The sequence below is a fragment of the Streptomyces sp. B1I3 genome (assembly GCF_030816615.1).
GTDB lineage: Bacteria > Actinomycetota > Actinomycetes > Streptomycetales > Streptomycetaceae > Streptomyces.
This window is the reverse complement of sequence record NZ_JAUSYD010000001.1, coordinates 5,298,315-5,323,388: the sequence shown is the minus strand read 5'-3', so window position 1 is coordinate 5,323,388 and position 25,074 is coordinate 5,298,315. Positions and strand designations below refer to the sequence as shown.

16 protein-coding genes are annotated in these 25,074 nt (G+C 73.3%); 9 read left to right on the top strand and 7 right to left on the bottom strand.

Going from position 1 to position 25,074, the window contains the following annotated elements:
* Positions 1 to 5: 5 nt before the first annotated feature.
* The 9 genes from QFZ58_RS24250 to QFZ58_RS24210 all read left to right on the top strand — a co-directional run bounded on the left by QFZ58_RS24250 (position 6) and on the right by QFZ58_RS24210 (position 16,242).
* Positions 6 to 1,343 carry a hypothetical protein gene (locus QFZ58_RS24250; protein ID WP_307127007.1) on the top strand — a complete coding sequence of 446 codons (1,338 nt, stop codon included), beginning with the start codon at positions 6 to 8 and terminating at the stop codon, positions 1,341 to 1,343.
* Positions 1,340 to 4,126, top strand: coding sequence for a serine/threonine-protein kinase (locus tag QFZ58_RS24245; protein ID WP_307127006.1), 2,787 nt, complete (start codon positions 1,340 to 1,342; stop codon positions 4,124 to 4,126). Before QFZ58_RS24250 ends, QFZ58_RS24245 begins: the two co-directional genes overlap by 4 nt.
* 2 nt (positions 4,127 to 4,128) lie before the next feature.
* Positions 4,129 to 5,505: a PP2C family serine/threonine-protein phosphatase gene (locus tag QFZ58_RS24240; protein WP_307128973.1), complete on the top strand. Its 1,377-nt coding sequence runs from the start codon at positions 4,129 to 4,131 to the stop codon at positions 5,503 to 5,505.
* A 216-nt stretch (positions 5,506 to 5,721) separates the two neighbouring features.
* Complete coding sequence (locus tag QFZ58_RS24235) at positions 5,722 to 7,083, top strand: VWA domain-containing protein (RefSeq protein ID WP_307127005.1); 1,362 nt, start codon at positions 5,722 to 5,724, stop codon at positions 7,081 to 7,083.
* Between the two features lie 112 nt (positions 7,084 to 7,195).
* A complete protein-coding gene (locus QFZ58_RS24230; RefSeq protein WP_307127004.1) occupies positions 7,196 to 8,530 on the top strand; it encodes an FHA domain-containing protein in 1,335 nt (444 codons plus the stop codon).
* 76 nt (positions 8,531 to 8,606) lie between these two features.
* A complete protein-coding gene (locus QFZ58_RS24225; RefSeq protein ID WP_307127003.1) occupies positions 8,607 to 9,011 on the top strand; it encodes a globin in 405 nt (134 codons plus the stop codon).
* 175 nt (positions 9,012 to 9,186) lie between these two features.
* On the top strand, positions 9,187 to 12,516 hold the full coding sequence (locus QFZ58_RS24220; RefSeq protein ID WP_307127002.1) for an FtsX-like permease family protein: 3,330 nt from the start codon (positions 9,187 to 9,189) through the stop codon (positions 12,514 to 12,516).
* A gap of 1 nt (position 12,517) precedes the next feature.
* Positions 12,518 to 15,289: an FtsX-like permease family protein gene (locus QFZ58_RS24215; RefSeq protein WP_307127001.1), complete on the top strand. Its 2,772-nt coding sequence runs from the start codon at positions 12,518 to 12,520 to the stop codon at positions 15,287 to 15,289.
* Entirely contained in the window at positions 15,286 to 16,242 is a 957-nt protein-coding gene (locus QFZ58_RS24210; protein ID WP_307127000.1) for an ABC transporter ATP-binding protein, read from the top strand. The genes QFZ58_RS24215 and QFZ58_RS24210 overlap by 4 nt, the downstream gene beginning before the upstream one ends.
* A 16-nt stretch (positions 16,243 to 16,258) precedes the next feature.
* On the opposite strand, the gene QFZ58_RS24205 is transcribed toward QFZ58_RS24210, so the two are convergent.
* From QFZ58_RS24205 to QFZ58_RS24175, 7 genes are all read right to left on the bottom strand, one after another.
* Positions 16,259 to 16,945 (bottom strand): hypothetical protein, encoded by a 687-nt coding sequence (locus QFZ58_RS24205; RefSeq protein WP_307126999.1) that lies wholly within the window; start codon positions 16,943 to 16,945, stop codon positions 16,259 to 16,261.
* The gene (locus tag QFZ58_RS24200) at positions 16,942 to 17,364 is read right to left on the bottom strand and encodes an acyl-CoA thioesterase (RefSeq protein ID WP_373428584.1); all 423 of its coding nucleotides are present in this window, start codon (positions 17,362 to 17,364) and stop codon (positions 16,942 to 16,944) included. Before QFZ58_RS24200 ends, QFZ58_RS24205 begins: the two co-directional genes overlap by 4 nt.
* A 2-nt stretch (positions 17,365 to 17,366) precedes the next feature.
* Positions 17,367 to 19,031 carry an energy-dependent translational throttle protein EttA gene (ettA, locus tag QFZ58_RS24195; protein ID WP_307126998.1) on the bottom strand — a complete coding sequence of 555 codons (1,665 nt, stop codon included), beginning with the start codon at positions 19,029 to 19,031 and terminating at the stop codon, positions 17,367 to 17,369.
* Between the two features lie 191 nt (positions 19,032 to 19,222).
* Positions 19,223 to 20,731 (bottom strand): Cys-Gln thioester bond-forming surface protein, encoded by a 1,509-nt coding sequence (locus QFZ58_RS24190; RefSeq protein ID WP_373428583.1) that lies wholly within the window; start codon positions 20,729 to 20,731, stop codon positions 19,223 to 19,225.
* 187 nt (positions 20,732 to 20,918) lie between these two features.
* Positions 20,919 to 21,344, bottom strand: coding sequence for a single-stranded DNA-binding protein (locus tag QFZ58_RS24185; protein WP_307126997.1), 426 nt, complete (start codon positions 21,342 to 21,344; stop codon positions 20,919 to 20,921).
* 101 nt (positions 21,345 to 21,445) lie between these two features.
* A complete protein-coding gene (locus tag QFZ58_RS24180) occupies positions 21,446 to 23,413 on the bottom strand; it encodes a GTPase (protein ID WP_307126996.1) in 1,968 nt (655 codons plus the stop codon).
* Entirely contained in the window at positions 23,410 to 25,053 is a 1,644-nt protein-coding gene (locus QFZ58_RS24175; RefSeq protein WP_307128970.1) for a dynamin family protein, read from the bottom strand. Before QFZ58_RS24175 ends, QFZ58_RS24180 begins: the two co-directional genes overlap by 4 nt.
* Positions 25,054 to 25,074 lie beyond the last annotated feature (21 nt).

Sequence of the window (25,074 nt, the reverse complement as noted above, 5' to 3'; positions counted from 1 at the left end):
GATCGATGGGCGTCGCGGGATCCTTCCCCAGCTTCGCGGGGAGGCCCTCCGTCCCGGTCATGGACCGGGACGAGGCGGACCGTGCACTGGCCCGGCTCGGCGCGGAGCACGAGGCCATCGAGACCTCCCTCCTCGCCCTGCAGGACCACGCCGGCCGCCGGCTCCTGGAGGGCGCCGAGCTGACCGGCGTCACCAAGGAGCGCTGGGCCGCGGCCGAGCATGCGATCACCCTGCTGTGGGGGTACTTCGACGCATACGCGGGGGCGCTGAGGGCGGCCCGGGAGATCCGGGCCGCACGCCGCCACCCCAGCAAGGACGACCTGGCGGCCCTCACGGATGTGCTGAGGGGCGACAGCGTGACCGTCGCGAACGCGGGGGCGGTCGGCCCGGGTCCCTCGCTCAGCGGTCCGGCCAGGCTCTCCGAGCGGTTCACGCTCGAGGAACTGGTCGCCCGGATGAACGACCTGTACGCCCGTTCGCTCGACATGGTCGTCGCCGCGGACTCCGTGTGGTCGGCCCTGCCGGCCCGGATAGACCTGCTCGCCGCCGAGCTGCGCCGTACGCGCTCGCTGGCACACTCCGTCGGCGTGCGGCCCGGCGAGCATCCGGCCGGTGACGACCTGGAGGAGATCACCGAGGAGCTGGCCACGCTGCGCGTGCAGGTGATCTCCGACCCGCTGGCGTTCTGGCTGCCGGGGCCCGGCAGCGCCGCGCCCGGCGGCGGACGCCCCGACACCACACGCTATGACCGTGCGGCCCGGGCCCTGGAGGACGTACGCCGGGAGATCGAGGCGGTGCTCGCGGTCCGGCAGGACGCCGAGCAGCGCCTGGCCCGGCTGCGGGACGTCCTGTCGCGGGCGGACCGCACGCTCGCCGAGGCCCGGTCGGCGCGGGGCGAGGTGCTGGCGAAGATCGCCGCCTCGGAGGTGCCGGCGGTCAGCGGCCCGCCGACCGCACTGCAGGAACGGCTGGCCGCGGCCTCGGAGTACCGCCGGCACGCCCAGTGGAACCGGCTCTCCCCGCTGCTGGACTCGCTGGAGCGGGAGGCCGAGGACGAACTCCTGCGTGCTCGGGAGTCGCTGACGTCCGTGACGGCGCCGCTCGCCGTCCGCGCAGAACTGCGGGGCCGGCTCGACGCGTACAGGGCGAAGGTGGCCCGGCACGGCATGGCGGAGGACCCGTTCCTGATCGAACGGTACGACGCGGCCCGCCGGATGCTGTGGAGCGCGCCGTGCGATCTGCGCGTCGCCGAACAGGCGGTGCTGCGCTACCAGCAGGCCGCCGCCGATTCGCTGACACCGCACCCGCCGGGCGGACCCGGCGGACAGGGGGAGACATCATGAGTGCGCAGTGCCAGCGCCCCGGGTGCGAGGGCGACTACGAGGACATGGGCGGCGGCGAGCTGTACTGCGGAACGTGCGGCCTCGCGCCGGTCGTCTCGCCGACGGGCATGGTGAGTTCGCCGCCCACCGGCATCGCGGGCGGCGGCGGAGCGGGCAGCCGGGGAAGCGGCAGCACCTCGCAGCGCACGGGCTCACGGGCGTCCTCCCGGTCCTCGTCCCGCTCGTCCACCTCGCGGCGTTCGGTCTCCGGGCGGCTCTCCCGCTCCCTGTCCGGGGCGTCCACGTCCCGCTCGGTGTCGGTGCGCTCCTCTGGCACCTCGACCGGCGCCTCCTCGGGGCGGGGCAGGCTGGGCGCCGGCCTGGTGCTGGTCCCGGACGTGCCCCGGCCCGATCCGCAGACCGCCGTGATGGAGAATCCGGAGGTTCCCGAGCGGAAGCGGTTCTGCTCGCGCTCCGACTGCGGGGCCCCGGTGGGCCGGTCCCGTGGCGAACGGCCGGGCCGCACGGAAGGGTTCTGCACCAAGTGCGGGCACCCGTACTCCTTCGTGCCCAAGCTGCGCGGCGGCGACGTCGTGCACGGGCAGTACGAGGTGGCGGGCTGCCTGGCGCACGGCGGGCTCGGCTGGGTCTATCTCGCCGTGGACCGTGCGGTCTCCGACCGCTGGGTGGTCCTGAAGGGCCTGCTGGACACCGGGGACCAGGACGCCATGGCGGCGGCCATCTCCGAGCGGCGCTTCCTCGCGGAGATCGAGCACTCCAACATCGTCCGCATCTACAACTTCGTGGAACACCTCGACCAGCGCACCGGTTCGCTCGACGGCTACATAGTGATGGAGTACGTCGGCGGCAAGGCACTCAAGGAGATCGCCAACGAGCGGCGGACTCCGGCCGGGAAGCGGGATCCGCTGCCGGTCGAGCAGGCGTGCGCGTACGGCATCGAGGCGCTGGACGCGCTCGGCCACCTGCACAGCCGCAATCTGCTGTACTGCGACTTCAAGGTCGACAACGCCATCCAGACCGAAGACCAGCTCAAGCTCATCGACATGGGCGCGGTGCGCAGGATGGACGACGCCGAGTCGGCCATCTACGGCACCGTCGGCTACCAGGCCCCGGAGGTGGCCGAGACCGGCCCGTCCGTCGCCTCGGACCTGTACACGGTCGCCCGGACGCTCGCGGTCCTCACCTTCGACTTCCAGGGGTACACGAACGTCTTCGTGGACTCGCTGCCCGACCCGGACAGCATCGAGGTCTTCCGCACGTACGAGTCGTTCTACCGGTTGCTGGTGCGGGCGACGGACCCCGATCCGGCGCGTCGGTTCGCCTCGGCCGCGGAGATGGCCGAGCAGTTGACGGGCGTGCTGCGGGAAGTGGTGGCCCTGCAGACGGGCCGCCCGCGCCCGGCACTGTCGACCCTGTTCGGTACGGAACCGCGGGTGACGGACACGGAGTTGTTCGCGGAGCCGCCGGGCGACGCCTCACTGCTCGGCGCCCGCGGGGCCCCGGCCGGCGGTACGGGACGCTTCGGGCGGCGCCGCACCGCCGCGGTGGCTCCCGCACCGGTGCCCGTCCCGCAGGGTGCGGTGGCGGCCCCGGTGGCCGCCGCGTTGCCGGTGGGCGGACAGGGAGCGGCCGTTCCCGTGTACGGCGCCCCGGGCGCCGGGCCCGTGCACGCGCCGGACACCCATGTGCGGGGCAGCACCGGGAGCGGGACGGCGGGCGGCGCCGGCGGCGCGTTCGGCCACGCGCGGACCCGGCCGGTGGTTCCGCCGCCCCGCGCGGCGGCCCCCGCTCCCGCGCCGCTCCCTGCCGCGTACGCGTCCCGTGGTCCCCGGCTCGTGGCCTTCGACGCACGGGCGACCGCCCTGGCCCTGCCGGTGCCGCGGGTCGACGCGAACGATCCCAACGCGGGATTCCTCGCCGGACTGATGACATCGGCGCCCGCCGAGCTGATCTCCGCACTGCACTCGATACCCGCCGCCTCGCTGGAGACCCGGCTGCGGGAACTGCGTGCCCGCCTCGAATTGGGCGAACTGGGCCCCGGGGTACGGGCGCTGACGGCGGTGGAGACGCAGCACCCGGACGACTGGCGGGTGGTGTGGTACCGCGGAGTCACCTCGTTGGTGACCGGTGACAACGAGAACGCCGCACTGTCCTTCGACGCGGTCTACGACGCCTTCCCCGGTGAGCCCGCGCCCAAGCTGGCGCTGGGCGTCTGCGCGGAGGTGCTGGGCCAGCTGGACAACGCCGCCGAGTACTACCGCCTGGTGTGGGCGACCGACCCGAGCTTCGTGAGCGCCGCGTTCGGCCTGGCCCGGGTGCAGATCGCCGCCGGGGACCGGGCGGGGGCGGTACGGACGCTGGAGTCCGTACCGGAGTCGTCGATCCACTACACGGCGGCCCGGGTCGCCTCGGTGCGGGCACGGCTGCGCGGACGCGACCCGCGCGAGCCGCTGATCTACGACCTCTCGGCCGCCGCGGCCCAGGTGACGGCACTGCGGGAGTACGGCCTGGACGCGGTGCGCCGTGAGCAGTTGTCGACCGAGGTGCTGGGTACGGGACTCGACTGGGTACTCTCCGGTAGTCCCTCGGCCGGGGCCCCGGCCCCGGTCTCCCCCGCGACCACGGGGCCGAGGACGCTGCTGGGCAGCGAGCTGGACGAGCGGGGCCTCAGATTCGGCCTCGAGCGCTCCTACCGCATGCTCGCCCGGCTCGCGCAGCGGGGGGACGAGAGGATCGAACTGGTGGAGCGGGCCAACCGTTTCCGCCCCCGGACCTGGGTGTGAAGATGTCACAGAGCCACCAGCAGGCCTCCTTGCCGGGGTGCCCCAGCTGTGAGGAACCGCTGGAGTCGGGCGACCTGTTCTGCGGAGCCTGCGGTTACGACCTCTCGGCCGTTCCCGCGCCTCCGGGCGACCGGCCGACGGTCGCCATCACGGTCCCGGCACAGGGCACCGGTCCACAGGGCACGGGTCCACAGGGCACGGGGGCGCAGGGCACGGACGCCGGCGCGCAGGGCGCGGGGGCTGTGGAGTGGCCGGCCGCCTCCGAGGTCGACAGCTCGGACCACCCGGCTCCCACGCACCGGCCGACCGACCTCCCCGGGACGGACTCCGGCGGCAAGCCCCTGCCCACCGCGGCCCCGTCGGCGGTCCGCCTCGACGAGCCCGGCGGCACGGGTGACACCTCGGGCGACTTCGAGCTGGCCGCTCCCGATCCCCGTACGGCGGAGCACGCCGGGGCCGCGGCCCGCGGCAAGGTCTGTGTCGCCTGCCGCTCCGGTCACGTGGACCCCGACGGCTACTGCGAGAACTGCGGCCACGCCCAGCCCCGCGAGCGCGACCACATGGAGCAGGAGCTCGGCTCCGTGGCCGCGGTCAGCGACCGGGGCCTGCGCCACCATCGCAACGAGGACGCGTTCGCGGTGTCCGGCACCGCCCTGCCCGACGGATCACCGGCCGTCGTCGCCATCGTGTGCGACGGCGTCTCGTCGGCGACCCGCCCCGACGAGGCGTCGGCCGCGGCCGCCGTCGCCGCCAACGGGGCGCTGATGGAGTCGTTGCCGCGCGGTACGCATCCGCAGCAGGCGATGCACGACGCGATCCTGGCCGCGTCCGAGGCGGTCAACGCCCTGGCCCAGGAACCCGGCGGGGCGACGGAGCACGATGCGCACCGCCATCAGAACGCACCGGCCTGCACGCTGGTCGGCGCGATCTCGGCGGGCGGGCTGCTCGTCGTCGGATGGGTCGGCGACAGCCGGGTGTACTGGGTGCCCCAGGACCGCGCCCACCCGCCCGCCCGGCTCACGGAGGACGACTCCTGGGCCGCGCAGATGGTGGCGACCGGCCTGATGAACGAGGCGGAGGCGTACGCCGACGAGCGTGCTCACGCCATCACTGGCTGGCTCGGCGCCGACGCATACGAACTGGAGCCCCACACCGCGTCGTTCAAACCGGACCGGCCGGGTCTCGTGGTGGTCTGCACCGACGGTCTGTGGAACTACGCGGAGGCCGCGGCGGAGATGGCGGCGGCCGTGCCGGCCGACGCGTACGAACGGCCGTTGCACGGAGCACAGGTGCTGGTCGGTCACGCGCTCGACGGTGGGGGCCACGACAACGTAACAGTGGCTCTCCTGCCGTTCGCCGTGCCGTCACAGGGGGCATGATCGGCCTGCGGCACCGCCTGACCCGCGACCGGACGGGCCCGCTTCCCGGTCCCGTCCCGCCTGCCCGACCCGTGTGAGCCGCCCGACCCGTGTGAGCCGCCCGCCCTGCCCGACCGACCTCCGCGACCTGTGCGACCCGTGCGACCTGCCTGTCCTGAACTCTGTCCGCACATCTGTCTTCATCTGACATACGTGGAGCCTCAAGGAGCCGATCAGATGGCCAACTTCTCCAAGTCCAAGGTGCCGCAGTTCTCCGTCGAGGTGTACCAGAACGCTTACCTGCCCGAAGGCGGACGCGAGGTCAACGCGATCGTCACCGTGACCTCGACGGGCGGGGGCACCACCGGCGGTGTGCCGCCGGCCGGTGCGGTCCCGGCGGACGCGCGCCGGCCCGGCCGGGGAGCGGATGCCGCCGTCGTGCTGATGGTCGACTGTTCCGGCTCGATGGACTACCCGCCGACGAAGATGCGCAACGCACGGGACGCGACGGCGGCAGCCATCGACACCCTCCGCGACGGCACGCGGTTCGCCGTGGTCGCGGGGACCCACGTCGCCAAGGACGTGTATCCGGGCGACGGCCGGCTGGCGACGGCGGACGCGCGGACGAAGGCGCAGGCGAAGGAGGCCCTGCGCCACCTCGGCGCGGGCGGTGGTACGGCGATCGGCACGTGGCTGCGGCTGGCCGACCGGCTGCTCGCCGCCTCCGATGTGGACATCCGGCACGGCATCCTCCTCACCGACGGGCGCAACGAGCACGAGTCCCCCGAGGACCTGCGTGCCGCGCTGGACGCCTGTGCGGGCCGTTTCACCTGTGACGCCCGGGGCGTCGGCACCGACTGGGAGGTGAAAGAGGTCACAGCGATCGCCTCGGCCCTGCTCGGCACTGCCGACATCGTCGCCGATCCGGTGGGACTCGCCGCGGACTTCACGCACATGATGGAGAACGCGATGGGCAAGGAGGTCGCGGACGTGGCTCTCCGGCTCTGGACGCCCGTCGGTGTCGAGATCGTCTTCGTCAAGCAGGTGGCGCCCGCCGTCGCCGACCTGACCGACCGGCGCACCGAGGCGGGGCCGCGCGCCGGGGATTATCCGACCGGCTCCTGGGGTGACGAGTCCCGGGACTACCACGTGTGCGTACGGGTTCCGCAGGCCGGGATCGGCCAGGAGATGCTGGCGGCCCGCGTCTCGCTGATCCTTCCCGCACCCTCGGGAGGGGGAGTTCCGCACACCCTCTCCCAGGGTCTGGTGCGCGCCGTGTGGACGGACGACATGGTGGCGTCCACCTCGATCAACCCGCAGGTCGCGCACTACACGGGGCAGGCTGAACTGGCACAAGTCATTCAGCAGGGCCTGGATGCGCGTAAATCGGGTGACTTCGACGGCGCGACCGCGAAACTGGGCCGGGCCGTGCAGCTCGCGTCGGCCTCCGGAAACGCGGACACCGCGAAACTCCTTTCGAAGGTGGTCGACGTCGTCGACGCGGCGACCGGTACTGTGCGACTGAAAGCGAGGGTGGCGGAAGCGGACGAGATGACACTCGAAACGCGCTCGACCAAGACCGTTCGCGTCAAGAAATAGCGGCAAGAACGACAACGACACAGCCGTACGGAGGGCCGGCCGGCTCGCCCCGACGGCACACCTACGAGCATGACGGCCTCCGGGCCGGACGAGGAGAGGGGGAAGCGCCGACATGCCGACCTGCCCGAACGGACACCAGTCGGGTTCCGAGGACTGGTGCGAGGTCTGTGGCCATCGCATGGCCGGGGCGGGCGCGCCCACGGGCGCGGTCCCCCCGCCGCCTCCCCCGCCGCCCGCGCCCGGATACGGCTACCCGCAGGGCTCGGGCCCGGGAGAGCCGACCGCCCAGGCGGAGCTCTGCCCGCAGTGCCGTACGCCCCGCGAGCCGATGGCGCCGTTCTGCGAGGAGTGCCGCTGGAACTTCCTCACGAACACGGCGACGTCGTACACCCCGCTGGCCCCCCAGGGCGGCGTGGGCGGCCCGGTGCCCGGTCTGAACCTGCCGCCCGGCTTCCAGGCGCAGCAGGGGCCGCCGCCTCAGCAGCAGCGTGACCCGTTCGAGTACCAGAGCTCCCGCCCCTCGCAGATGAACCGGCCGGCGGAGCCCCTCTCGCCGGAGCAGGGGAGCCGGTCCGGCCCGCCGCCGGCATTCCAGCAGGGACCGCCGCCTCCGCCCTCGTTCCAGCAGCAGTCGTCGTCGCCGTTCGAGCGGCAGGAGCAGCCCGGCCAGCCCTCACCCTTCGAGCGGCAGGAGCAGCCCGGCCAGCCCTCACCCTTCGAGCCGCAGGGCCGGCCCGGGCAGCAGGGCCCGCCGCCTCCGTTCGAGCAGCAGCGGCAGGGTCCGCCGCCGCCTTCGTTCCAGCAGCAGTCCGCGCCGCCCGCCCCTCCGCAGCCGCGTGCTCCGCAGACGGGCGGGGACGACGACTGGATGCTGCCGCCGCCCTCGCAGCAGCAGCCGCCGCCGGCCTTCCAGCAGGGCCTTCAGGCAGCTCAGGCGCCTCAGGCACCTCAGCAGCAGTTCCCCGGCCAGGGTCCCGTGCAGAGTCAGGCACAGGGGCAAGGGCAGGGGCAGGGGCAGGGGCAGGGCCGTGACCAGGCGCCGGGCAGCTGGACGGCCGTCGTCGCACCGGATCGCGACTACTTCCTGGCGATGATGCAGCGCAGCGGCCCCGAGGCGACCGGGCTCAACCTGCCCGCGTACTCCCCGGAGCAGCGTGTCGCGCTCACCGGCAGCCAGATCACCATCGGCCGCCGCCGGCACAGCACCGGCGAGTCCCCCGACATCGATCTCGCCGTGCCGCCGGAGGACCCGGGCGTCTCGCACCAGCACGCCGTGCTGGTGCAGCAGCCGGACGGGAGCTGGGCGGTCGTCGACCAGAACTCCACCAACGGCACCACGCTCAACGGCGCCGCGGACCCGATCCAGCCGTACGTCCCGGTGCCTCTCCAGGACGGGGACCAGGTGCACGTCGGGGCCTGGACGACGATCACGGTCCGCCGCGACTGATGACGCTCGTACACCTGACCGGTACCGGGGTCCTAGGACCCCGGTACTCGGCCGGTGCGTCTGCGACGATGGACGGGTGACAGACATTCCGCGCGACACGCTTCAGGAGCAGACCTTCTACGAGCAGGTCGGCGGCGAGGACACCTTCCGGCGCCTGGTCCACCGCTTCTACCAGGGCGTCGCGGAGGACCCGCTGCTGCGGCCGATGTATCCGGAGGAGGACCTGGGTGCGGCCGAGGAGCGGTTCGCCCTCTTCCTCATCCAGTACTGGGGCGGGCCCCGCACCTACAGCGACCGGCGGGGGCACCCCCGGTTGCGGATGCGGCACGGTCCCTTCCAGGTGGACCGGGCGGCGCATGACGCCTGGCTCGCCCACATGCGCGTCGCGCTCGACGAGCTCGGCCTGTCCGCCGCACACGAGCGGCAGCTGTGGGACTACCTCACCTACGCGGCCGCCTCGATGATCAACACGGCGGACTGACTCCGCACACCGATCGTGCGGTCCGGAGCGTGTGCGGAATCCGGTACTCCGTCCTCGCATAACGGTCACGATCCCATCAAGGTGTAGCCCCGGCCGGTTACCAGGGGCCCGTGCACTCTGAAAGCATCCTCGGAACGTCGGGGGGCGTGCGAGTGCTGAGGCTTCGGGGGATCAGGTGACGGGGTTCGTCCTTCTGCGGGTGCGGGCGCACCGGCTCCTCCTCGCCGCCGCCGTCCTGGCCGTGCTGCTCACCACGTGCCTGCTGGCCGCCCTCACCGCGTTCTCCGGTTCCATGGGCGATGCCGCCCTGCGGCACACGCTCACCCACCGGTCCGCCGAATCGGCCTCCCTCTTCGTGTCCGCCGGGGTGGACCGGCAGAAGCGTGCGGAGGCGGACGCCGCGGTGCGCCGGGCCGCCGGTGAGACCTTCGACGGCCTGCCGGTGACCGTACGGAAGCTGGAGAGCTCGGGCCCCTACGCGCTGCCGCGCACCGCGCGGACCCGGTCCGAGCGGCGCGGTGACCCGGATCTCACGCACTTCGCCTCCCTCGACCGCAGCCGGGTCCGGCTCACCGCGGGCCGCCTGCCCGCCGGGGGCGCGGGGAAGGCTGCCGGGCCCGTGGAGGTGGCGCTGCCCCGCACGGCCGCCGAGGCCCTGCGGCTGAAGCCCGGTGCGAAGCTGACCCTCACCGACCGGCTGGGCGGAGCACCGCTCCGCGTCGAGATCACCGGCCTGTACGAGGCGGCCGACCTGGCCGATCCGTACTGGCAGTTGGACCCGCTGGCCGGGCGCGGGGTCCGCGAGGTCGTCTTCACCACCTACGGTCCGCTGCTCACCGACCCGGCGGTGTTCGGCTCGGGACGGGTCACTTCCGATCGGCTGTCCTGGCTGGCCTCCGCGGACTTCCGCACGCTGACCACCGACCGGACGCGGGCACTGGCCCGGGCGTCGACGGCCGGCCCGAAGGCGTTGCGGGCCTCCCCCGCCCTCGGTGACGGAGCCATCGCGCGGACCTCGCTGCCCACCGTCCTCGGCCAGGTCGGCCGGGCGCTGCTGGTGTCCCGCTCCACGATCATGATCGTCGCCGTCCAGCTCGTCCTTCTCGCCGGGTACGCTCTGCTGCTCGTGGCCCGGCTGCTGAGCAGCGAGCGCGGCGGCGAGACGGAACTGCTGCGGGCGCGGGGCGGCTCCCGGGGCCGGACGGCCTCGCTGGCCGCGATCGAGGCACTCATGCTCGCGGCGCCCGCCGCCGTGGCCGCCCCCCTGCTGGCCGGCCCGTTGACCCGGCTGCTCGCCGACCGGAGTGGGCTCACCCGGATCGGGCTGCGGCTCGACGACGGTGTCGACGGCACGGTGTGGCTGGTGGCCGGCGCCGTCGCGCTGGCCTGCGCGCTCGCCGTGGTGGCGCCCGCGCTCTCGGGGAGCTCGGGCGGCCAACGGGGTGGACGGGCGGCGGCGCTGCCCGGCCCGGTGCGGGCGGGCGCGGACATCGGCCTGCTGCTCGTCGCCGGCGTGGCGTACTGGCAGCTGGACCGGCGGACCGGGGCCTCGGGCAGCGGTGTGCTCAGCAGTGACCGGGAGGGTGGGCTCGGCATCGACCCGCTGCTGGTGGCCGCCCCCGCGCTGGCGCTCCTGGCGGGCACGGTACTGACCCTGCGGCTGCTGCCGCCGGCGGCGCGGCTCGCCGAACGCCGCGCGGCGGGCGGGCGGGGCCTGTCCGCGGCGCTGGCCGGCTGGCAGTTCAGCCGGCGCCCGCTGCGCGGCACGGGCCCGGTGCTGCTGCTGGTGCCGGTCGTGGCGACGGGCATGCTGGCGATCGGTCAGAGCGCGTCGTGGGACCGTTCCCAGCGCGACCAGGCGGACTTCGCGTCGGGCGCTTCGGTGCGGATGGTGGGCGGACCCGGCGGCGATCCGGCGACCGCCGCCCCGTACTCCGGCCTGCCGGGCGTACGGGACGCCGCGCCGGCCTTCCGTACGTCGGTGGAACTCTCCGGCGGGCGGACGGCCGAGGTGCTCGCCCTGGCCACCGCGCACGCCGGCGAGCGGATGCTGATGCGCGACGACCTCGCGGACTCGGCACCGCGGACGTTGTTCGACGCGATCGCGCCGGCGAAGGCGGCGCGCACCGGCGTCGTGCTCCCCAAGGACACCGCCCGGGTGCTGATCGGTCTGCGGATCCGTGACACCTCGGCGCCCGGCGGCAGGGCGCCGTCCGGTTCGGCACCGCTGGTCGGCGTTCTTCTGGAGGACCGTTACGGCATCGGTTACCGGGTCGGCGCCGGGACCGTCCCGGTCGACGGCCGGGAGCACACCGTCTCCGTCCCGGTGTCCCCCTCGGGTGAACTCGCCGTCACCGGCTTCGAGGTGGACGGCGACGTGCCCGTGGGCCGCTCCGAGACGCGGCTGGTGTCCGTGACAGCGTTGAGGCCGCTCGCCGCCGACGGCAGTGAACGGCCCGTGCCGGCGGCGGACGGAGTGACGTGGCGGGCCTCGACGACCGTGACGGACGGGGGTGAGGAGCGGCCGGGTGGGACACCGCAGGAAGTGAGCGGCTCGGGCTCCGCGCCCGCCTTCCGCTACGGCACCGGGGCGGTCCCGCCCGAGGAGGCGTTCTTCGGCGGCGGCCCGGTCACCACGCTGCGGATCGCCGCCGCCCGTCCAGCGGCGCCCGCGCCGAAAGCGGTGGCGACCGACGCGTTCCTGACGTACGCGGGGGCGAAGCTGGGCCAGGAGGTCGACGTCACGCTGGCGGGCCACACGGTCCGCGTGACCCTGGTGAAGTCGGTGCGGGAACTGCCCACCACCGGCTCCGGCGCCGCAGCCCCCGGGGCGGCGGGGGACGCACAGGAGTCCGCCACCAGGCCGGGCGGAAGCCTGCTGCTCGACCTCGGGGCGGTCTCCCAGGTGCTGGCCCACCGGCCGGGGGCCACGCTCGCACCCACCGAGTGGTGGCTGAGTACCGCGCCGGGGGACGGTCCGAAGGTGGCGGCCGGGCTGCGTGCGCTCCCCGGGACCGACCCGGCCCAGGTCCGGGTCCGCGACGAGGCGGTACGGGATCTGACGGACGATCCGCTGGGGGCGGGGCCCCGGTCCGCGCTGCTGGCGGTCGCCGTGGCAGCCGCGGCGCTGGCCGCGGTCGGTTTCGCCGTCGGCCTCGTGGGCTCGCTGCGTGAGCGGACCGCCGAGTTCGCCGTCCTGCGGGCGCTTGGCGCCTCGCGTCGCCGGCTGGCCCGGATGCAGGCCGCCGAACAGGGTGTGCTGATCACCCTCGCCCTGCTGATCGGACTCGCCCTCGGAGCCGTACTGACCAGGGCCGTCGTGCCGCTGGTCGTGCTGACGGGGCAGGCCGCCAGGCCCGTACCGGACGTGCTGGTGCTGCTGCCGGCCGGACACGTCGCCGTACTGCTTGCCTCGGTCGCCGCACTGCCGTTGCTGACCGTCGCCGCGATCACACTGCGCCGCGCCGATCCGGCGGTGTCGCTGCGCCACCAGGGAGACAACTGACATGCACGCCGCCAAGCTTCCGGCCGCCTGCGCCCCCTGGGTGCGCACACGGCTGCGTACCGCTCCCGGGATCTCCGCCGCTCTCGCGCTCCTGGTGTTCGTGACCGCTTTCCTCGCCGCCGCGTTCCCGCGCTCCGTCGACGCGTACGAGACGAAGGCGCTGCGCCATGACGTGGCGAGCGCGCCGCCGGGCCAGAACGTCCTGGAGGTGACGACGCCACCGCCCTCCCTCGGGCAGCCCTCCGCGGTCCGCGAGGAGGCCATGCGCGGCGAGACGCTCACCCGGACCCACCGGGCCCTGGTCCAAAGCCTCGCCGAGCCCGTGCGGGCCGACGTGCCGCGCTCCTCGTACGGGGTGCACACCACGAAGCCGATCACCGCCACCGAGCCCTGGCTGCCCCGGCCGGACGCCATGCCACCCCAGCTGAGTTACGCCGCTCCGTCGGCGCTCCCCGCACACAGCAGGCTCCGGGAGGGGCGCTGGCCGGCCGTTCACGGGGAGGTGACACGCGCGACCCGTGAGGTGGAGGCCGCGGTCACGGAGGAGACCGCGGCCGAGCTGCGGATGAAGCCGGGTTCCACGATCGCGGTGCCCACGCAGAGCGGGGAGCCGCTGACCGTCCGGATCACGGGCGTCGTCACGCCCCTGCGGCCCGAAAGCGGCTACTGGGCGGTCGAACCGCTGTTCCGCTCACCGTCCCTGATCCGGGACCCCGGCTCCCCGACCCCCGTCTCCTACTGGTCGGCGGCGCTGCTGCTGCCCCAGGACGCGGCCCCCGTCCTCCTCGCCACCACCGGTGAGCCGGAGCTGTACTGGCGTCTCGCGCCCGACGCCACGCGCCTCACCTCCGGGGACGTGCCCCGGCTGCGGACCGCCGTCGCCGCCATGGAGAACGGGCCCGAGCTGCTCACGCTGCGCACCGTCGCCGGGCCGAACACCACGCTCACGACCCACCTGGACTCGATCCTCGACGCCTACACGACGATGCGTGGCGCGATCAGTCCTGTCGTGACGGTCGCCGCTGTAGGGATCGGCGCGGTCGCCCTCGTCGTCCTGCTGATGACCGGCGGACTGATCGGCGCCCGCCGTCACAGCGAGCTCGCCCTGCTGCGCTCCCGCGGCGGCTCGCTGCGCGGCATCGGCGCGCGGCTCCTCGCCGAGACCGCGGTGGCCGTGCTGCCCGCGGCGGCGCTGGGGCTGCTGTCGGCCGTGCTGCTCATCGGCGAGGCCCGGTGGTGGCCCGCCGTCGTGGGCGCCGCCTCGGTCGCAGGGCTGGTCTGCGTGGCGCTGCCGCTCCGTACGACGCTGCACCACCGCAGGCCGCTGCTGCACGGCGCCCGCGAGGACGTGGTGACCGTCAAGCCGTCCCGGCGGCGTACGGTCGCCGAACTGACCCTGCTCGTCCTGGCCGTGGGCGCCGTGGTGGCCCTGCGCCGCCGTGGTGCGACGGCCGGCTCGGGCACCGACCCGCTGGTCAGTTCCGCCCCCGTCCTGGTCGGGCTGATCGCCGCGCTCGTACTGGTACGGCTCTACCCGCTCCCGCTGCGGCTGGTCTCCCGCCCGGTCGCGAGGCTGCGCGGGGCGGTCGGCTTCCTCTCACTGGCCCGGGCCGGCCGGTCGTCCGCGAGCGGTACGCTGCCGCTGCTGGCCCTGTTGATCGCCCTGACGACGGCGGCGTTCGGGGGGTCCGTACTCGCCGGGGTCGCCGGCGCGCGCGACGACGCGGCGCTCCGGGCGGTCGGCGCGGACGCCCGGATCAGCGGGGAGGGCGGGCCGGCTCCCCTCTCCGCCGACGACGTCCGCAGGACACGGGCGTTGCCCGGTGTCGAGGACGTGGCGCCCGTGCACATCGAGTACGGCACGCCGCTGGCGGCGTCCGAGGACGTCAGGTCGGACACGAAGCGGGTGACGCTGCTGGGGGTCGAGCCGGAGTCGTACGCACGGCTGGCCCGGACCGGCGGTCTTCCGTCGTTCCCCGCCTCCCGGATCGCGAACGGTCCCGGCGGGGACGAGGTGCTCCCCGCGGTCGTCTCACCGGCGCTCGGGAAACGGCTCGGCGAGGGGCCGCACACCCTGCGGTCAGAGGCCGGGGACATCAGGGTGCGGGTCGCCGCGGTCCTCCCCCGCACCTCGGCGGTGAGCGACGCGGAGTTCCTGGTCGTCGACGCCGCCTCGCTCGCACAGCGGGAGCCCACGACACTGCTGGTGACGGGGGCGGCGCTCGACGGCAAGGAGCTCCGGGCCGTCGCCGGGGCGGCCGGCCCGGAATTCGCTGTCCGGCTGCGGTCGGCGGAGCGGGAGACGTTCGTCGACACCCCGATCCAGTCGGGCGCCGAGCGGATCTACGGTGCGGCGGTCGCGGCGGGCGCCGGATACGCGTTGCTCGCCGTGCTCCTGTCGCTGCTGCAGACCGCGCCGGAACGCACCACCCTGCTGGCCCGGCTGCGCACGATGGGGCTCACCACCCGGCAGGGCCGACGGCTGCTCGCCTCCGAGGCCATGCCGCAGGTGCTGCTGGCCGCGGTCGGCGGGCTCCTCGTCGGCTGGGCGACCATCGCCCTGCTGGCCCCCGGCATCGACCTGGCGGCGCTGGCGCTCGCCGGTGGAGACCCCGGGACTCCGCGGGCCGCTTCGCTGCGGGCCGATACCGTGTCGCTGGTCCTTCCCGCGCTCGGCGTGGTGGTCCTGGCCGCGGCCGTCGCCGGTGTCCAGGCGTGGTGGGCGAGCCGCCGCGGATCGATCAGGGAACTCAGAGCAGGAGAGAGCCGATGACGCCGTCCGCGGAGACCACACTGGCGGAACTCGAACAGCGGGCCGCCGCACGCCTCGACAGGCCGTCGTACGGGCACGACGCGCTGATCACCTGCGACCGGCTGGTCCGCATCTTCTCCGTGGACGGGGTGGAGGTCCAGGCACTGCAGGGTCTGGACCTGCTCGTCACCGAGGGCGAGCTGATGGCACTGGTCGGCGCCTCGGGCAGCGGGAAGTCCACCCTGATGAACATTCTGGCCGGCCTCGACGTGCCCACGGCGGGGTCGGCGAAGGTGGCGGGCGGCGACCTGCTGGCGATGGGCCCGAAGGAGCGGCTGCGCTACCGCCGCGACGTGGTCGGCTTCGTCTGGCAGCAGACCTCCCGCAACCTGCTGCCGTATCTGACCGCCGTCCAGAACATCACGCTCCCGATGCAGCTGCGCGGCGGCGGACGTGCCCGCGAACGGGCCGCGCGGGCCGAGTCGTTGCTGCGGATGCTGGAGATCACGGACTGCCGTGACCGCCGTCCCGCCCAGATGTCGGGCGGTCAGCAGCAGCGGGTGGCGATCGCGGTGGCCCTGGCCAACAACCCGTCGGTGCTGCTCGCCGACGAGCCGACCGGTGAACTGGACTCGGCCACGGGCGAGCAGGTGTTCGCCGCGTTCCGCCGGGCCAACGAGGAGCTCGGTGCGACGATCGTGATCGTCACGCACGACCAGGCGGTGGCGAGCGAGGTACGCCGCACGGTCGCCATCCGTGACGGCCGTACGTCCTCCGAGGTCCTGCGCCGCACCGAGGTGGACGCGGCGACGGGGCAGGAGTCCCAGGTGGCGCGGGAGTACGCGATGCTCGACCGGGCGGGGCGGCTGCAGTTGCCGGCCGACTACACCGAGGCCCTGGGGATGGAGCACCGGGTGATGCTCGAGCTGGAGCGGGACCACATCGGGGTGTGGCCGGACGCGCCGGAGGAGTGACGGGCGACCGGGGCGCTCAGGCCGTTCGGACCGTCACGGCGAGGGTGCCCAGCCCACCGCCCGCGCCCCGCAGGGCGATCGAGCCGTAGGGCGTGCGCAGCCGCAGCCACGCGCCGGCCGTGAGCAGGGCGATGGGGAAGTCGGGCGCCTGCCGCAGGAAACCGAGGGACTGCGCGGCGTGGACGGCGCGCAGCGGGAGCTCGGTGCCGCCGACCGTACGGGACCAGATGTCGCGGCCGATGAGGTCGCGCTCCGTCCGCGTACGCAGCTGCTCGGGAAGCGCCGCGTCGCGGGCCCGGAACTCTGCGACCGCCTCGGCGAGCACGGTGCGCAGGACCGGCGGGCCGGGCAGGCCCGGTGTCTCCTGCCATCCTCCGCGGGGCGGGAGGACACCGGTCCAGGGCGGGCCGGTGACGGGTGCGGGCAGGGCGTCGAGGCCTGCCGCCCCGTCCGTGTCCAGCGCTTCGAGGAGTTCGCCGGCCGAGACGGTGACGTCGAAGTCGTGGACACCGGCGAGCCGGGCCGTGCGGATCGCCAGGACGTCGAAGGACGGCGGCCGGCCGAAGGCCGCCAGCGCGCCGCCGCCCGCCTGGAGGCGGACGGCGGCGGCCCGGTCGTAGCGGAGGAGCCGGCCGAGGAAGGCGGCGAGATCCGCCGCCTCCCTCGCGTCGGCGAACTGCAGCGACCGCACGGGCACCGTCATACGGCAGCGGGCTCCTGATCGAGGTACTCCTGGAGGAAGAGCTTCTCCTCGGCGGTGATCCGCCGGGGGCGCTCCTCGGCCAGGTCGTAGGGCACGACGATCGTCGACGCCCGTACGTAGACCTGCTCAGGGTCCTTGATCTCGTAGGCGATCGTCAGCGACGCGGCACCGATCTTCGTAACCCAGGACTCGACGGTCACCGGCGCGTGCCGGTGGACCAGCGGGCGCACGTAGTCGATCTCGTGCCGCGCCACGACGGACCCGCCGGCGAAGGACGGGGAACCGTCCCCCGGCGCCAGCCGGAACATGAAGTCGATGCGCGCCTCCTCCAGGTAGCGGAGGAAGACCACGTTGTTCACGTGGCCGAAGGCGTCCATGTCCGACCAGCGCAGCGGGCAGCTGTAGAGGTGACGAGCCACGATCAGCCTCGCGTGAGCTTCTTGTACGTGGCGCGGTGCGGGCGGGCCGCGTCCGCGCCGAGGCGCTCGACCTTGTTCTTCTCGTACGACTCGAAGTTGCCCTCGAACCAGTACCAGGAGGAGTCGCCCTCGTACGCCAGGATGTGCGTGGCGACGCGGTCGAGGAACCAGCGGTCGTGGGAGATGACCACTGCGGCTCCGGGGAACTCCAGCAGCGCGTTCTCGAGCGAGGACAGCGTCTCGACGTCAAGGTCGTTGGTGGGCTCGTCGAGGAGCAGCAGGTTGCCGCCCTCCTTGAGCGTCAGCGCCAGGTTGAGGCGGTTGCGCTCACCACCGGACAGGACGCCGGCCGGCTTCTGCTGGTCCGGGCCCTTGAAGCCGAACGCGGAGACGTAGGCGCGCGAGGGCATCTCGACCTGGCCCACGTTGATGTAGTCCAGCTCGTCCGACACGACGGCCCAGAGGGTCTTCTTGGGGTCGATGTTGGCGCGGGACTGGTCGACGTAGGAGATCTTGACCGTGTCGCCGACCTTGATGGAGCCGGAGTCGGGGGTCTCCAGGCCCTGGATCATCTTGAACAGCGTGGTCTTGCCGGCGCCGTTCGGGCCGATGACGCCGACGATGCCGTTGCGCGGCAGCGTGAACGACAGGTCGTCGATGAGGACCTTGTCACCGAAGGCCTTGGAGAGGTTCTCGACCTCGACGACGATGGAACCGAGCCGCGGGCCCGGCGGAATCTGGATCTCCTCGAAGTCCAGCTTCCGCATCTTGTCCGCCTCGGCCGCCATCTCCTCGTAGCGGGCGAGACGGGCCTTGGACTTGGTCTGCCGGCCCTTGGCGTTGGACCGGACCCACTCCAGCTCTTCCTTGAGCCGCTTCTGCCGCTTCTCGTCCTTGCGCCCCTCGACCTTGAGGCGGGCCTGCTTCTTCTCCAGGTACGTGGAGTAGTTGCCCTCGTAGGCGATGGCGCGGCCGCGGTCGAGCTCGAGGATCCACTCGGCGACGTTGTTGAGGAAGTACCGGTCGTGGGTGACGGCGATGACGCAGCCCGCGTACTTCGACAGGTGCTGCTCCAGCCAGTTCACCGACTCGGCGTCGAGGTGGTTGGTGGGCTCGTCGAGGAGGAGCAGGTCCGGGGCCTCGATCAGCAGCTTGCAGAGTGCGACACGGCGCTTCTCGCCACCGGAGAGCGTGGTGACCGGCCAGTCGCCGGGCGGGCAGCCCAGGGCGTCCATGGCCTGCTCCAGCTGGGCGTCCAGGTCCCAGGCGTTGGCGTGGTCCAGGTCCTCCTGGAGCTTGCCCATCTCGTCCATGAGCGCGTCGGAGTAGTCGGTCGCCATGAGCTCGGCGACCTCGTTGAAGCGCGAGAGCTTGCCCATGAGCTCGGCGGCGCCGTCCTGGACGTTCTCCAGAACGGTCTTCGACTCGTCGAGCTCCGGCTCCTGCATGAGGATGCCGACGCTGAAGCCGGGCGTGATGTACGCCTCGCCGTTGGACGGCTGCTCCAGGCCCGCCATGATCTTCAGCACCGTGGACTTACCGGCACCGTTGGGCCCCACGACACCGATCTTCGCGCCGGGCAGGAAGTTCAGGGTGACGTCGTCGAGAATCACCTTGTCGCCGTGCGCCTTGCGCGTCTTGCGCATGGTGTAGATGAACTCAGCCAAGAGAAACCGTCCGGCAGCAATAGAGGTGTGGGCAGATACACCCATCTTGCCTGACACCCGTACCAGGACGGAAACCAGTCCGGTCCGCGGTACGCGCGGTTCCTCCCGCCTGCAACGCGAAGGGCCCGGTACGGATGTCCGTACCGGGCCCCTCACCGGCGCGATCTCACGATGCGCCGGTGGTCATCCACTCAGCTGGTCTGCGTCTTCTTCCGGCGGAGGAAGAAGACCGCGCCGCCGCCGAGGACGACGAGGGCGATGGCGACACCGGCGATCACGGGGGTGGCGCTGGAGCCGCCCGTCGCGGCGAGGTCGCCCTCGGCGCCGTCGGAGCCGGCGGTGCTGGTGCCGGTCTGCGCGGGCGTGGGCTCCGTGCCGGTCTGCGTCTCGGTGTCGTCACCCGGCGCCGGGGTGCCTGCGGTCTTGCAGTCCAGGACACCCTTGAAGTTCTGCTCGAAGCCGCCGGGGCCGGTGATCGTGAAGTCGTACGCCTGGTCCTCGGCGACCGGGATGGTCACCGTGCGGGTCTCGCCGGCCTTGATGGTGTTCTCGGTGCCGGCCAGCTCGAAGGTGAACGGCTCGTCGCCCTTGTTGGTCGCGGTGATGTCCACGCCGCCCTTGGCGCAGTTCTTCTCCGCGGTGAGCGCGGGGACGGCGCCCGTCTTGGCCCAGGTGGCGGTGGCCGCGGCGGTGACCGTGGACTCGCTCGAACCGGCCAGGATCATCGTCTGGCTCTTGATCAGCCCGGTGAAGACCCGGCCCACGGGGACCGAGGTCGTCGCCTGCACGCTCAGCGACGCGTTACCGTCCGCGGTGCCCGCGGGGACGTCGAAGTAGAGGCCGGTGCCGTCGGTCGCCTCGGTGACGGGCTTGCCGTCCTTGTCGGTGACCTTGACCCCGCTGGCGACGGCGTCGGCGGGCGGCGTCACGGAGACCTGGTCGGCGTCGGTGCGGACGGTGACCGGGCCGAGCCGCTCCCCGGCCTTGCCGGAGACGGCGGCGGGCTCCAGGGCGACGGAGGCCTTGGGCTCCTCGACGCTCTGGGCCTTCTCCTCCAGCCAGTCGGCCAGCTTCTCGGCGTTCGCGTCCTTGGCCGTGACGTCGGCCTTGTCCGAGAAGCGCCAGATGGCGACCTGGGTACCGGCGGCGGCGGTCTTCTCGGTGAGCGGGCCGGTCCCGGCCTCGTCGGCGAGCGCCGCGAAGTCGTTGACCTGCGGGTAGGAGTGCTGCAGGATCCAGCGGATCTTGCCCGCGTTCTCGTTCTTACCGAGCGAGGACTGGTCCCAGGGGGTCTCCTGGTACTTGGCGCCGTCCTTGGTCGGGGTGTGGAAGTCGATGCAGTACGTCTTGATCGTGCCGCCGCCGTCGACCTTCATCTCGAAGAGTCCGGCGGGGAGCTCCTGGGGCTTGCCACCCTCACCGTTGTTGAGCAGCGCGTAGTCGTAGGTCTTCAGGTCGTCCAGCACGGCTGTCGCGCCGCCCTGGTGCTGACCGGGCTCCGCCGCCGCCGCCGCCGTCGCGCCGACGAGGGTGCCGCCCGCGAGAAGACCCGAGGCCAGCACAGCGGCCGCTGCCCGGGCGAGGCCGAGACCCCGTCCGCCCCGGCCCGGCTCCTGGTGGCGACCTCCGCTCCGGCTCCGTATGGAATGCGCCGTCGTCACCGTGGACGACGAAGCGGATGCTGAAGACACTGAAAACACGGAATTCCCCTCCGGGCGAGACCTTCACGCGTGGTGCGCATGTGGGAGGTGCCTCGCCAGCAAACTCAAGTGCCGCATGAGTACGGGGGAATCGTATGGATCGAGCCGTGGAGAGTCCCCCGTCATGCCGTCAGATAAGCATTCCGACTCGCAATCGTTATAGCTGACTTCGGCGTGCCCCCCTTGTTCAGGTCACCGACGCCCTCTCTTTGGCCTGTTTCTGACGATGCGCCGTGTCTGTCAGCGCCGGCTCACCCTTGAGCACCCGCCTGAACGCGGCGGTGCCCTTGGTCAGGTCGTGTCCCACAGCCGTGGCTTCGATGTCCACGAACGTCTTCCAGGCCCCGTCCCTTTCCTCCTCGCGCACCTTCAGGCGGCCGTGCACGACGAGTGGTTCTCCGACGGAGACCGAACCGGCCAGATTGGCCGCCAGCGTCCGCCAGGCCCACACCGTGTAGAAGCTCGTGCGGCCGTCCGCCCAGAGCTGCTTCTCGCGGTCCCACCGCCTGGGCGTCACCGCCATGCGGAACCGTGCCGTCGGGCCCGTCGCCGTCTCCCGGAAGTCCACCGGGGTCGCGGCGTTACCCACCAGTGTGACCCACGTCTCGTTCATTTCCCGTCCCCCGTATGCGTCCTGCGGCCCGGCGAGCTCCGGGCCCGTTCCGACGACCTCCATGCTGGCCCCGAAGCCGGAATGCCGCGGGCGCCTGTGGATTACCGGCTGGTTGTGGACAACTCCGTCACCGCCACGTACCGCTCCCGCACCTCCCGGTACCGCGCCAGTTCCGCGGCGACCGGGTCGAGCACCCTGGCCCGGCCGCAGCCTGCCGCCGCCTCGCGCAACCGCCGTTCCGCCTCCTGCCCGTAACGGCGCGCGGGCCCCCGGGCCGCGGCCCCGCACGACCACTCCACGAGCGGCCCGCCGAGGACGCCGGCCAGCATGAGCAGGGCCGGGGTGATCAGGCCGGGCTCGAACATCCCGACGATCTGACCGAGCAGCCAGAGACCGCCGAAGACCTGGAGCAGCGTCATCGAGGCCTGCGCCAGCACCGCAGCGGGCCACCACGTGGGGCGCGGCGGCCTGCCGGCACGGCCACCGGCCGATCCCCTGGCAGGGGTGACGGTCCGGCCCCCTGCCTGGGCCCTCCCCGCCGTCCCACCCTTCGCCGCCGCGATCCTGGAGCCGGTGGAGGACGCCGGACCCCCGGAACGCTCCGGGCCCGCTCCCCGGCCTCCCGTACGGCCCCGGCTCACTCCGCCCGCCTTCGCGTCGGTGTTCCGTGACAGCTCGTCCAGTGCCTCCGGCAGCCCCCGCGCACCGTTCACCGCCGCCTCGCGCACGGCCTGGGCCCACGGGGCGGGCAGCCCTTCGGCCGCGTCGTCCGCCAGCATCCGCACGGCCTGCTCCACCCGCTGCCGGGCGGTGAGCTCGTCCTCCGCCGGCGGCGCGAGCACCTGGGCCATCAGGTCCAGGCCGCCGAGCTGCCGGGTCGACCGGTACCAGCGCCACAGCCGGAGCCAGGGCGTCCCGCAGGCCCGCCCCGCGTTCCTGCGCCACTCCCGCTCCGCCGCCTGCCCCGCCGCTGCCGCACCGACGGCCTCCGCCAGCCGGCCGGTGAACTCCTCACGAGACCGCTCACCGAGCCCCGGACGCCCGTCGGCGACGTACACGGGCCGCAGCCGCGCGGCCGCCGCGTCCACGTCGGCGGAGAGCCGGAGCGCCGCCGCCGAGCGGTCCTGCACCAGTTGCCCGAGCAGTTCGCGCAGGTCACAGACCCCCTCACCGGTGAGCGCGGACAGGGCCATGACCGTGGCGCCCGGCTCCCCGTGCTCCCCCACCGCCATGCCGTCCTCGTCGAGCAGCCTGCGCAGGTCGTCCAGGACCAGGTCGGCCGCCTCGCCGGGGAGCCGGTCGATCTGGTTGAGGACGACGAAGGTGACCTCCGCGTGCCCCGCGAGCGGCCGGAGATAGCGTTCGTGCAGGGTCGCGTCGGCGTACTTCTCCGGATCGACGACCCAGATCACCGCGTCGACCAGCGCCAGTACCCGGTCCACCTGGTCCCGGTGGCCGGTGGCCGCCGAGTCGTGGTCGGGCAGGTCCACCAGTACGAGTCCCTGGAGTGCCTCGTCGGCCTGCGTGCTGCCCGGCACCGGCCTTCGCCGCAGCCGGCCGGGAATGGCCAGCCGGTCAAGGAGCCCTGCGGCACCGTCCGTCCAGCTGCAGGCGATCGGCGCGGACGTCGTGGGCCTGCGCAGCCCGGTGTCGGAGATCGGGGCCCCCGCGAGCGCGTTGAACAGTGTGGACTTCCCGCTGCCGGTTGCTCCCGCGACGGCGACGACCGTGTGCTGGGAGGAGAGCCGCCGACGGGCCGACGCCTCGTCGAGCACCCGCCCCGCCTCGGCGAGGACGTCCCCCTCGATCCGCGCGCGGGAGAGTCCGACCAGTTCGCGCAGCGCGTCGACCCTCGGCCCCAGGGTCCCTCCCGGCAACCCGTACGCCTCGACCTGCGGCTGCTCGTCGCTGGGCGGATCCTCCACCCGGACGTCCTCCGGCAGCGCGTCGGTGGCACGCCTCGCGATGAGCCCGTCGTCCCAGCGCCGTTCCTCCTCGTCGGCTCCCCGGTCCTTCTCGGGGTCCGCTCCGGGCCCCTGGTCGCGACCCTGATCAGTGACGGCAGTCATCGCTGCCACCTCGCCTTCTGCAGTACGGACAGCGCGGCAATGAGTTCGGCCTGGGGCTCGGGGGTGACTTCGAGGGCGTCGAGCGGGGCGAGCCGCCGGTCGCGTTCGCCGTGCATGACCTGGTCCAGGTAGCTGGTGAGCAACGCCCCTCCCTTGTCACGCAGCCGCAACGCCCCCTGCGCGCTGATGCGTTCGGCGAGCTGCTCCCCGGCGCCCCGGGCCCGGCGGCCGCCGAGCAGGGCGGCGGCGAGCAGCGCGGCGACCGTCTCGGCGTCGGGTGCGGCATTGCGTTCCAGGAGTCGCACCTCCTCCTCGGCCAGTTCTTCCAGGACCCGCCGCCAGCGCCGTACGGCCATGGCGATCCGGCCCTGGACGTCCTCGGCTGGCCCCCAGCTCCCGGCCTTCCGGCCGGCGCCCTCGAACCGGAAGCCGCCGGCTGCGGGGTCCCGCTGCCAGGCGGTGCGGATCTGTTCGTCGGCGGCGGCCACCGCGCACTGGAGCAGCGCCACCAGGCTCTCCACGAGGGCGTCCAGCAGTTCACCGGCCGTGCTGTAGAGCGGGTATCCGCGCCACCGGGTGCGGGCTCCCCCGGCGAGTACGGCCCCGTCCTGGAGCCGCCGGCGGACGCGGGACGACTCCTTCGTGTAAGCCTCCTCGACCACGCCGGTCAGCCGCACAGCCGCCGCGTACTGCGCGGCCACGGCCCCGGCCAACTCGGGCAGCCGCACGTCGAGCGAGTCGATGACCCCGGCCGCGGTACGGCTCACGGCCTGCTGGCGCGCCGCCGGGTCCTGTACCCGGTGGGTGAGCCAGGCGCGCAGGGGGGCCACGGCGGTGGTGGGCAGCAGCCCGCTGCCGCCCCCTGCGGACTCGGGCAGTTCCGGGATCGTGAACCGGGGCACATCGCCGAGTCCGGCCCGGGTGAGCAGGGCCGCGTACTGCCGCGACACTTCGAGGATCACCTGGTGCGGCACCCTGTCCAGGACGGTGACCAGGGAGACGTCGTACTCCTTGGCGGTACGGAGCATGTGCCACGGAACCGCGTCGGCGTACCGGGAGGCAGTCGTGACCATGACCCATACGTCGGCGGCGCAGATGAGTTCGGCGGCCAGGACCCGGTTGCGTACGACGAGCGAGTCGATGTCGGGGGCGTCCAGGAGGGCGAGACCCCGTGGCAGCGTCGCCGCGGTCTCCACGCGCAGCACGGTGCCGTCCTGGTCGCCGTCCGACCCGATGTGGTCGAATCCGTCCGGGTCCGGGAGCTGCCCCGGGGGCAGCCACACCCTGGTCAGCTGGGGCAGCACCCGGACGCCGGCGAACCAGTGGTGGTCGTCCGGGTGGCAGACGAGTACCGGGGTCCGCGTCGTCGGGCGCAGCACACCGGCCTCACTGACCCGGCAGCCCACCAGCGAGTTGACGAGCGTGGACTTGCCGGCGCCGGTGGATCCCCCGATCACGGCGAGCAGCGGCGCCTCGGGATCCTTGAGGCGGGGGACGAGGTAGTCGTCCAGCTGGGCGAGCAGTTCGCTTCTCGTCTGCCGGGCCCGCTCGGCTTGCGGCAGTGGAAGGGGAAGACGCACGGCAGCGACACGGTCGCGCAGGGCGGAAAGTGCGTCGATGAGCTGGGGCCGTACATCGATGGTTACCACATGCGAAGAATG

Coding starts and splice junctions, on each gene's coding strand:
- QFZ58_RS24250 (WP_307127007.1), top strand. CDS start 6: ATGGGCGTCGCGGGATCCTTCCCCAGCTTCGCGGGGAGGCCCTCCGTC.
- QFZ58_RS24245 (WP_307127006.1), top strand. CDS start 1,340: ATGAGTGCGCAGTGCCAGCGCCCCGGGTGCGAGGGCGACTACGAGGAC.
- QFZ58_RS24240 (WP_307128973.1), top strand. CDS start 4,129: ATGTCACAGAGCCACCAGCAGGCCTCCTTGCCGGGGTGCCCCAGCTGT.
- QFZ58_RS24235 (WP_307127005.1), top strand. CDS start 5,722: ATGGCCAACTTCTCCAAGTCCAAGGTGCCGCAGTTCTCCGTCGAGGTG.
- QFZ58_RS24230 (WP_307127004.1), top strand. CDS start 7,196: ATGCCGACCTGCCCGAACGGACACCAGTCGGGTTCCGAGGACTGGTGC.
- QFZ58_RS24215 (WP_307127001.1), top strand. CDS start 12,518: ATGCACGCCGCCAAGCTTCCGGCCGCCTGCGCCCCCTGGGTGCGCACA.
- QFZ58_RS24210 (WP_307127000.1), top strand. CDS start 15,286: ATGACGCCGTCCGCGGAGACCACACTGGCGGAACTCGAACAGCGGGCC.
- QFZ58_RS24205 (WP_307126999.1), bottom strand. CDS start 16,945: ATGACGGTGCCCGTGCGGTCGCTGCAGTTCGCCGACGCGAGGGAGGCG.
- QFZ58_RS24185 (WP_307126997.1), bottom strand. CDS start 21,344: ATGAACGAGACGTGGGTCACACTGGTGGGTAACGCCGCGACCCCGGTG.
- QFZ58_RS24180 (WP_307126996.1), bottom strand. CDS start 23,413: ATGACTGCCGTCACTGATCAGGGTCGCGACCAGGGGCCCGGAGCGGAC.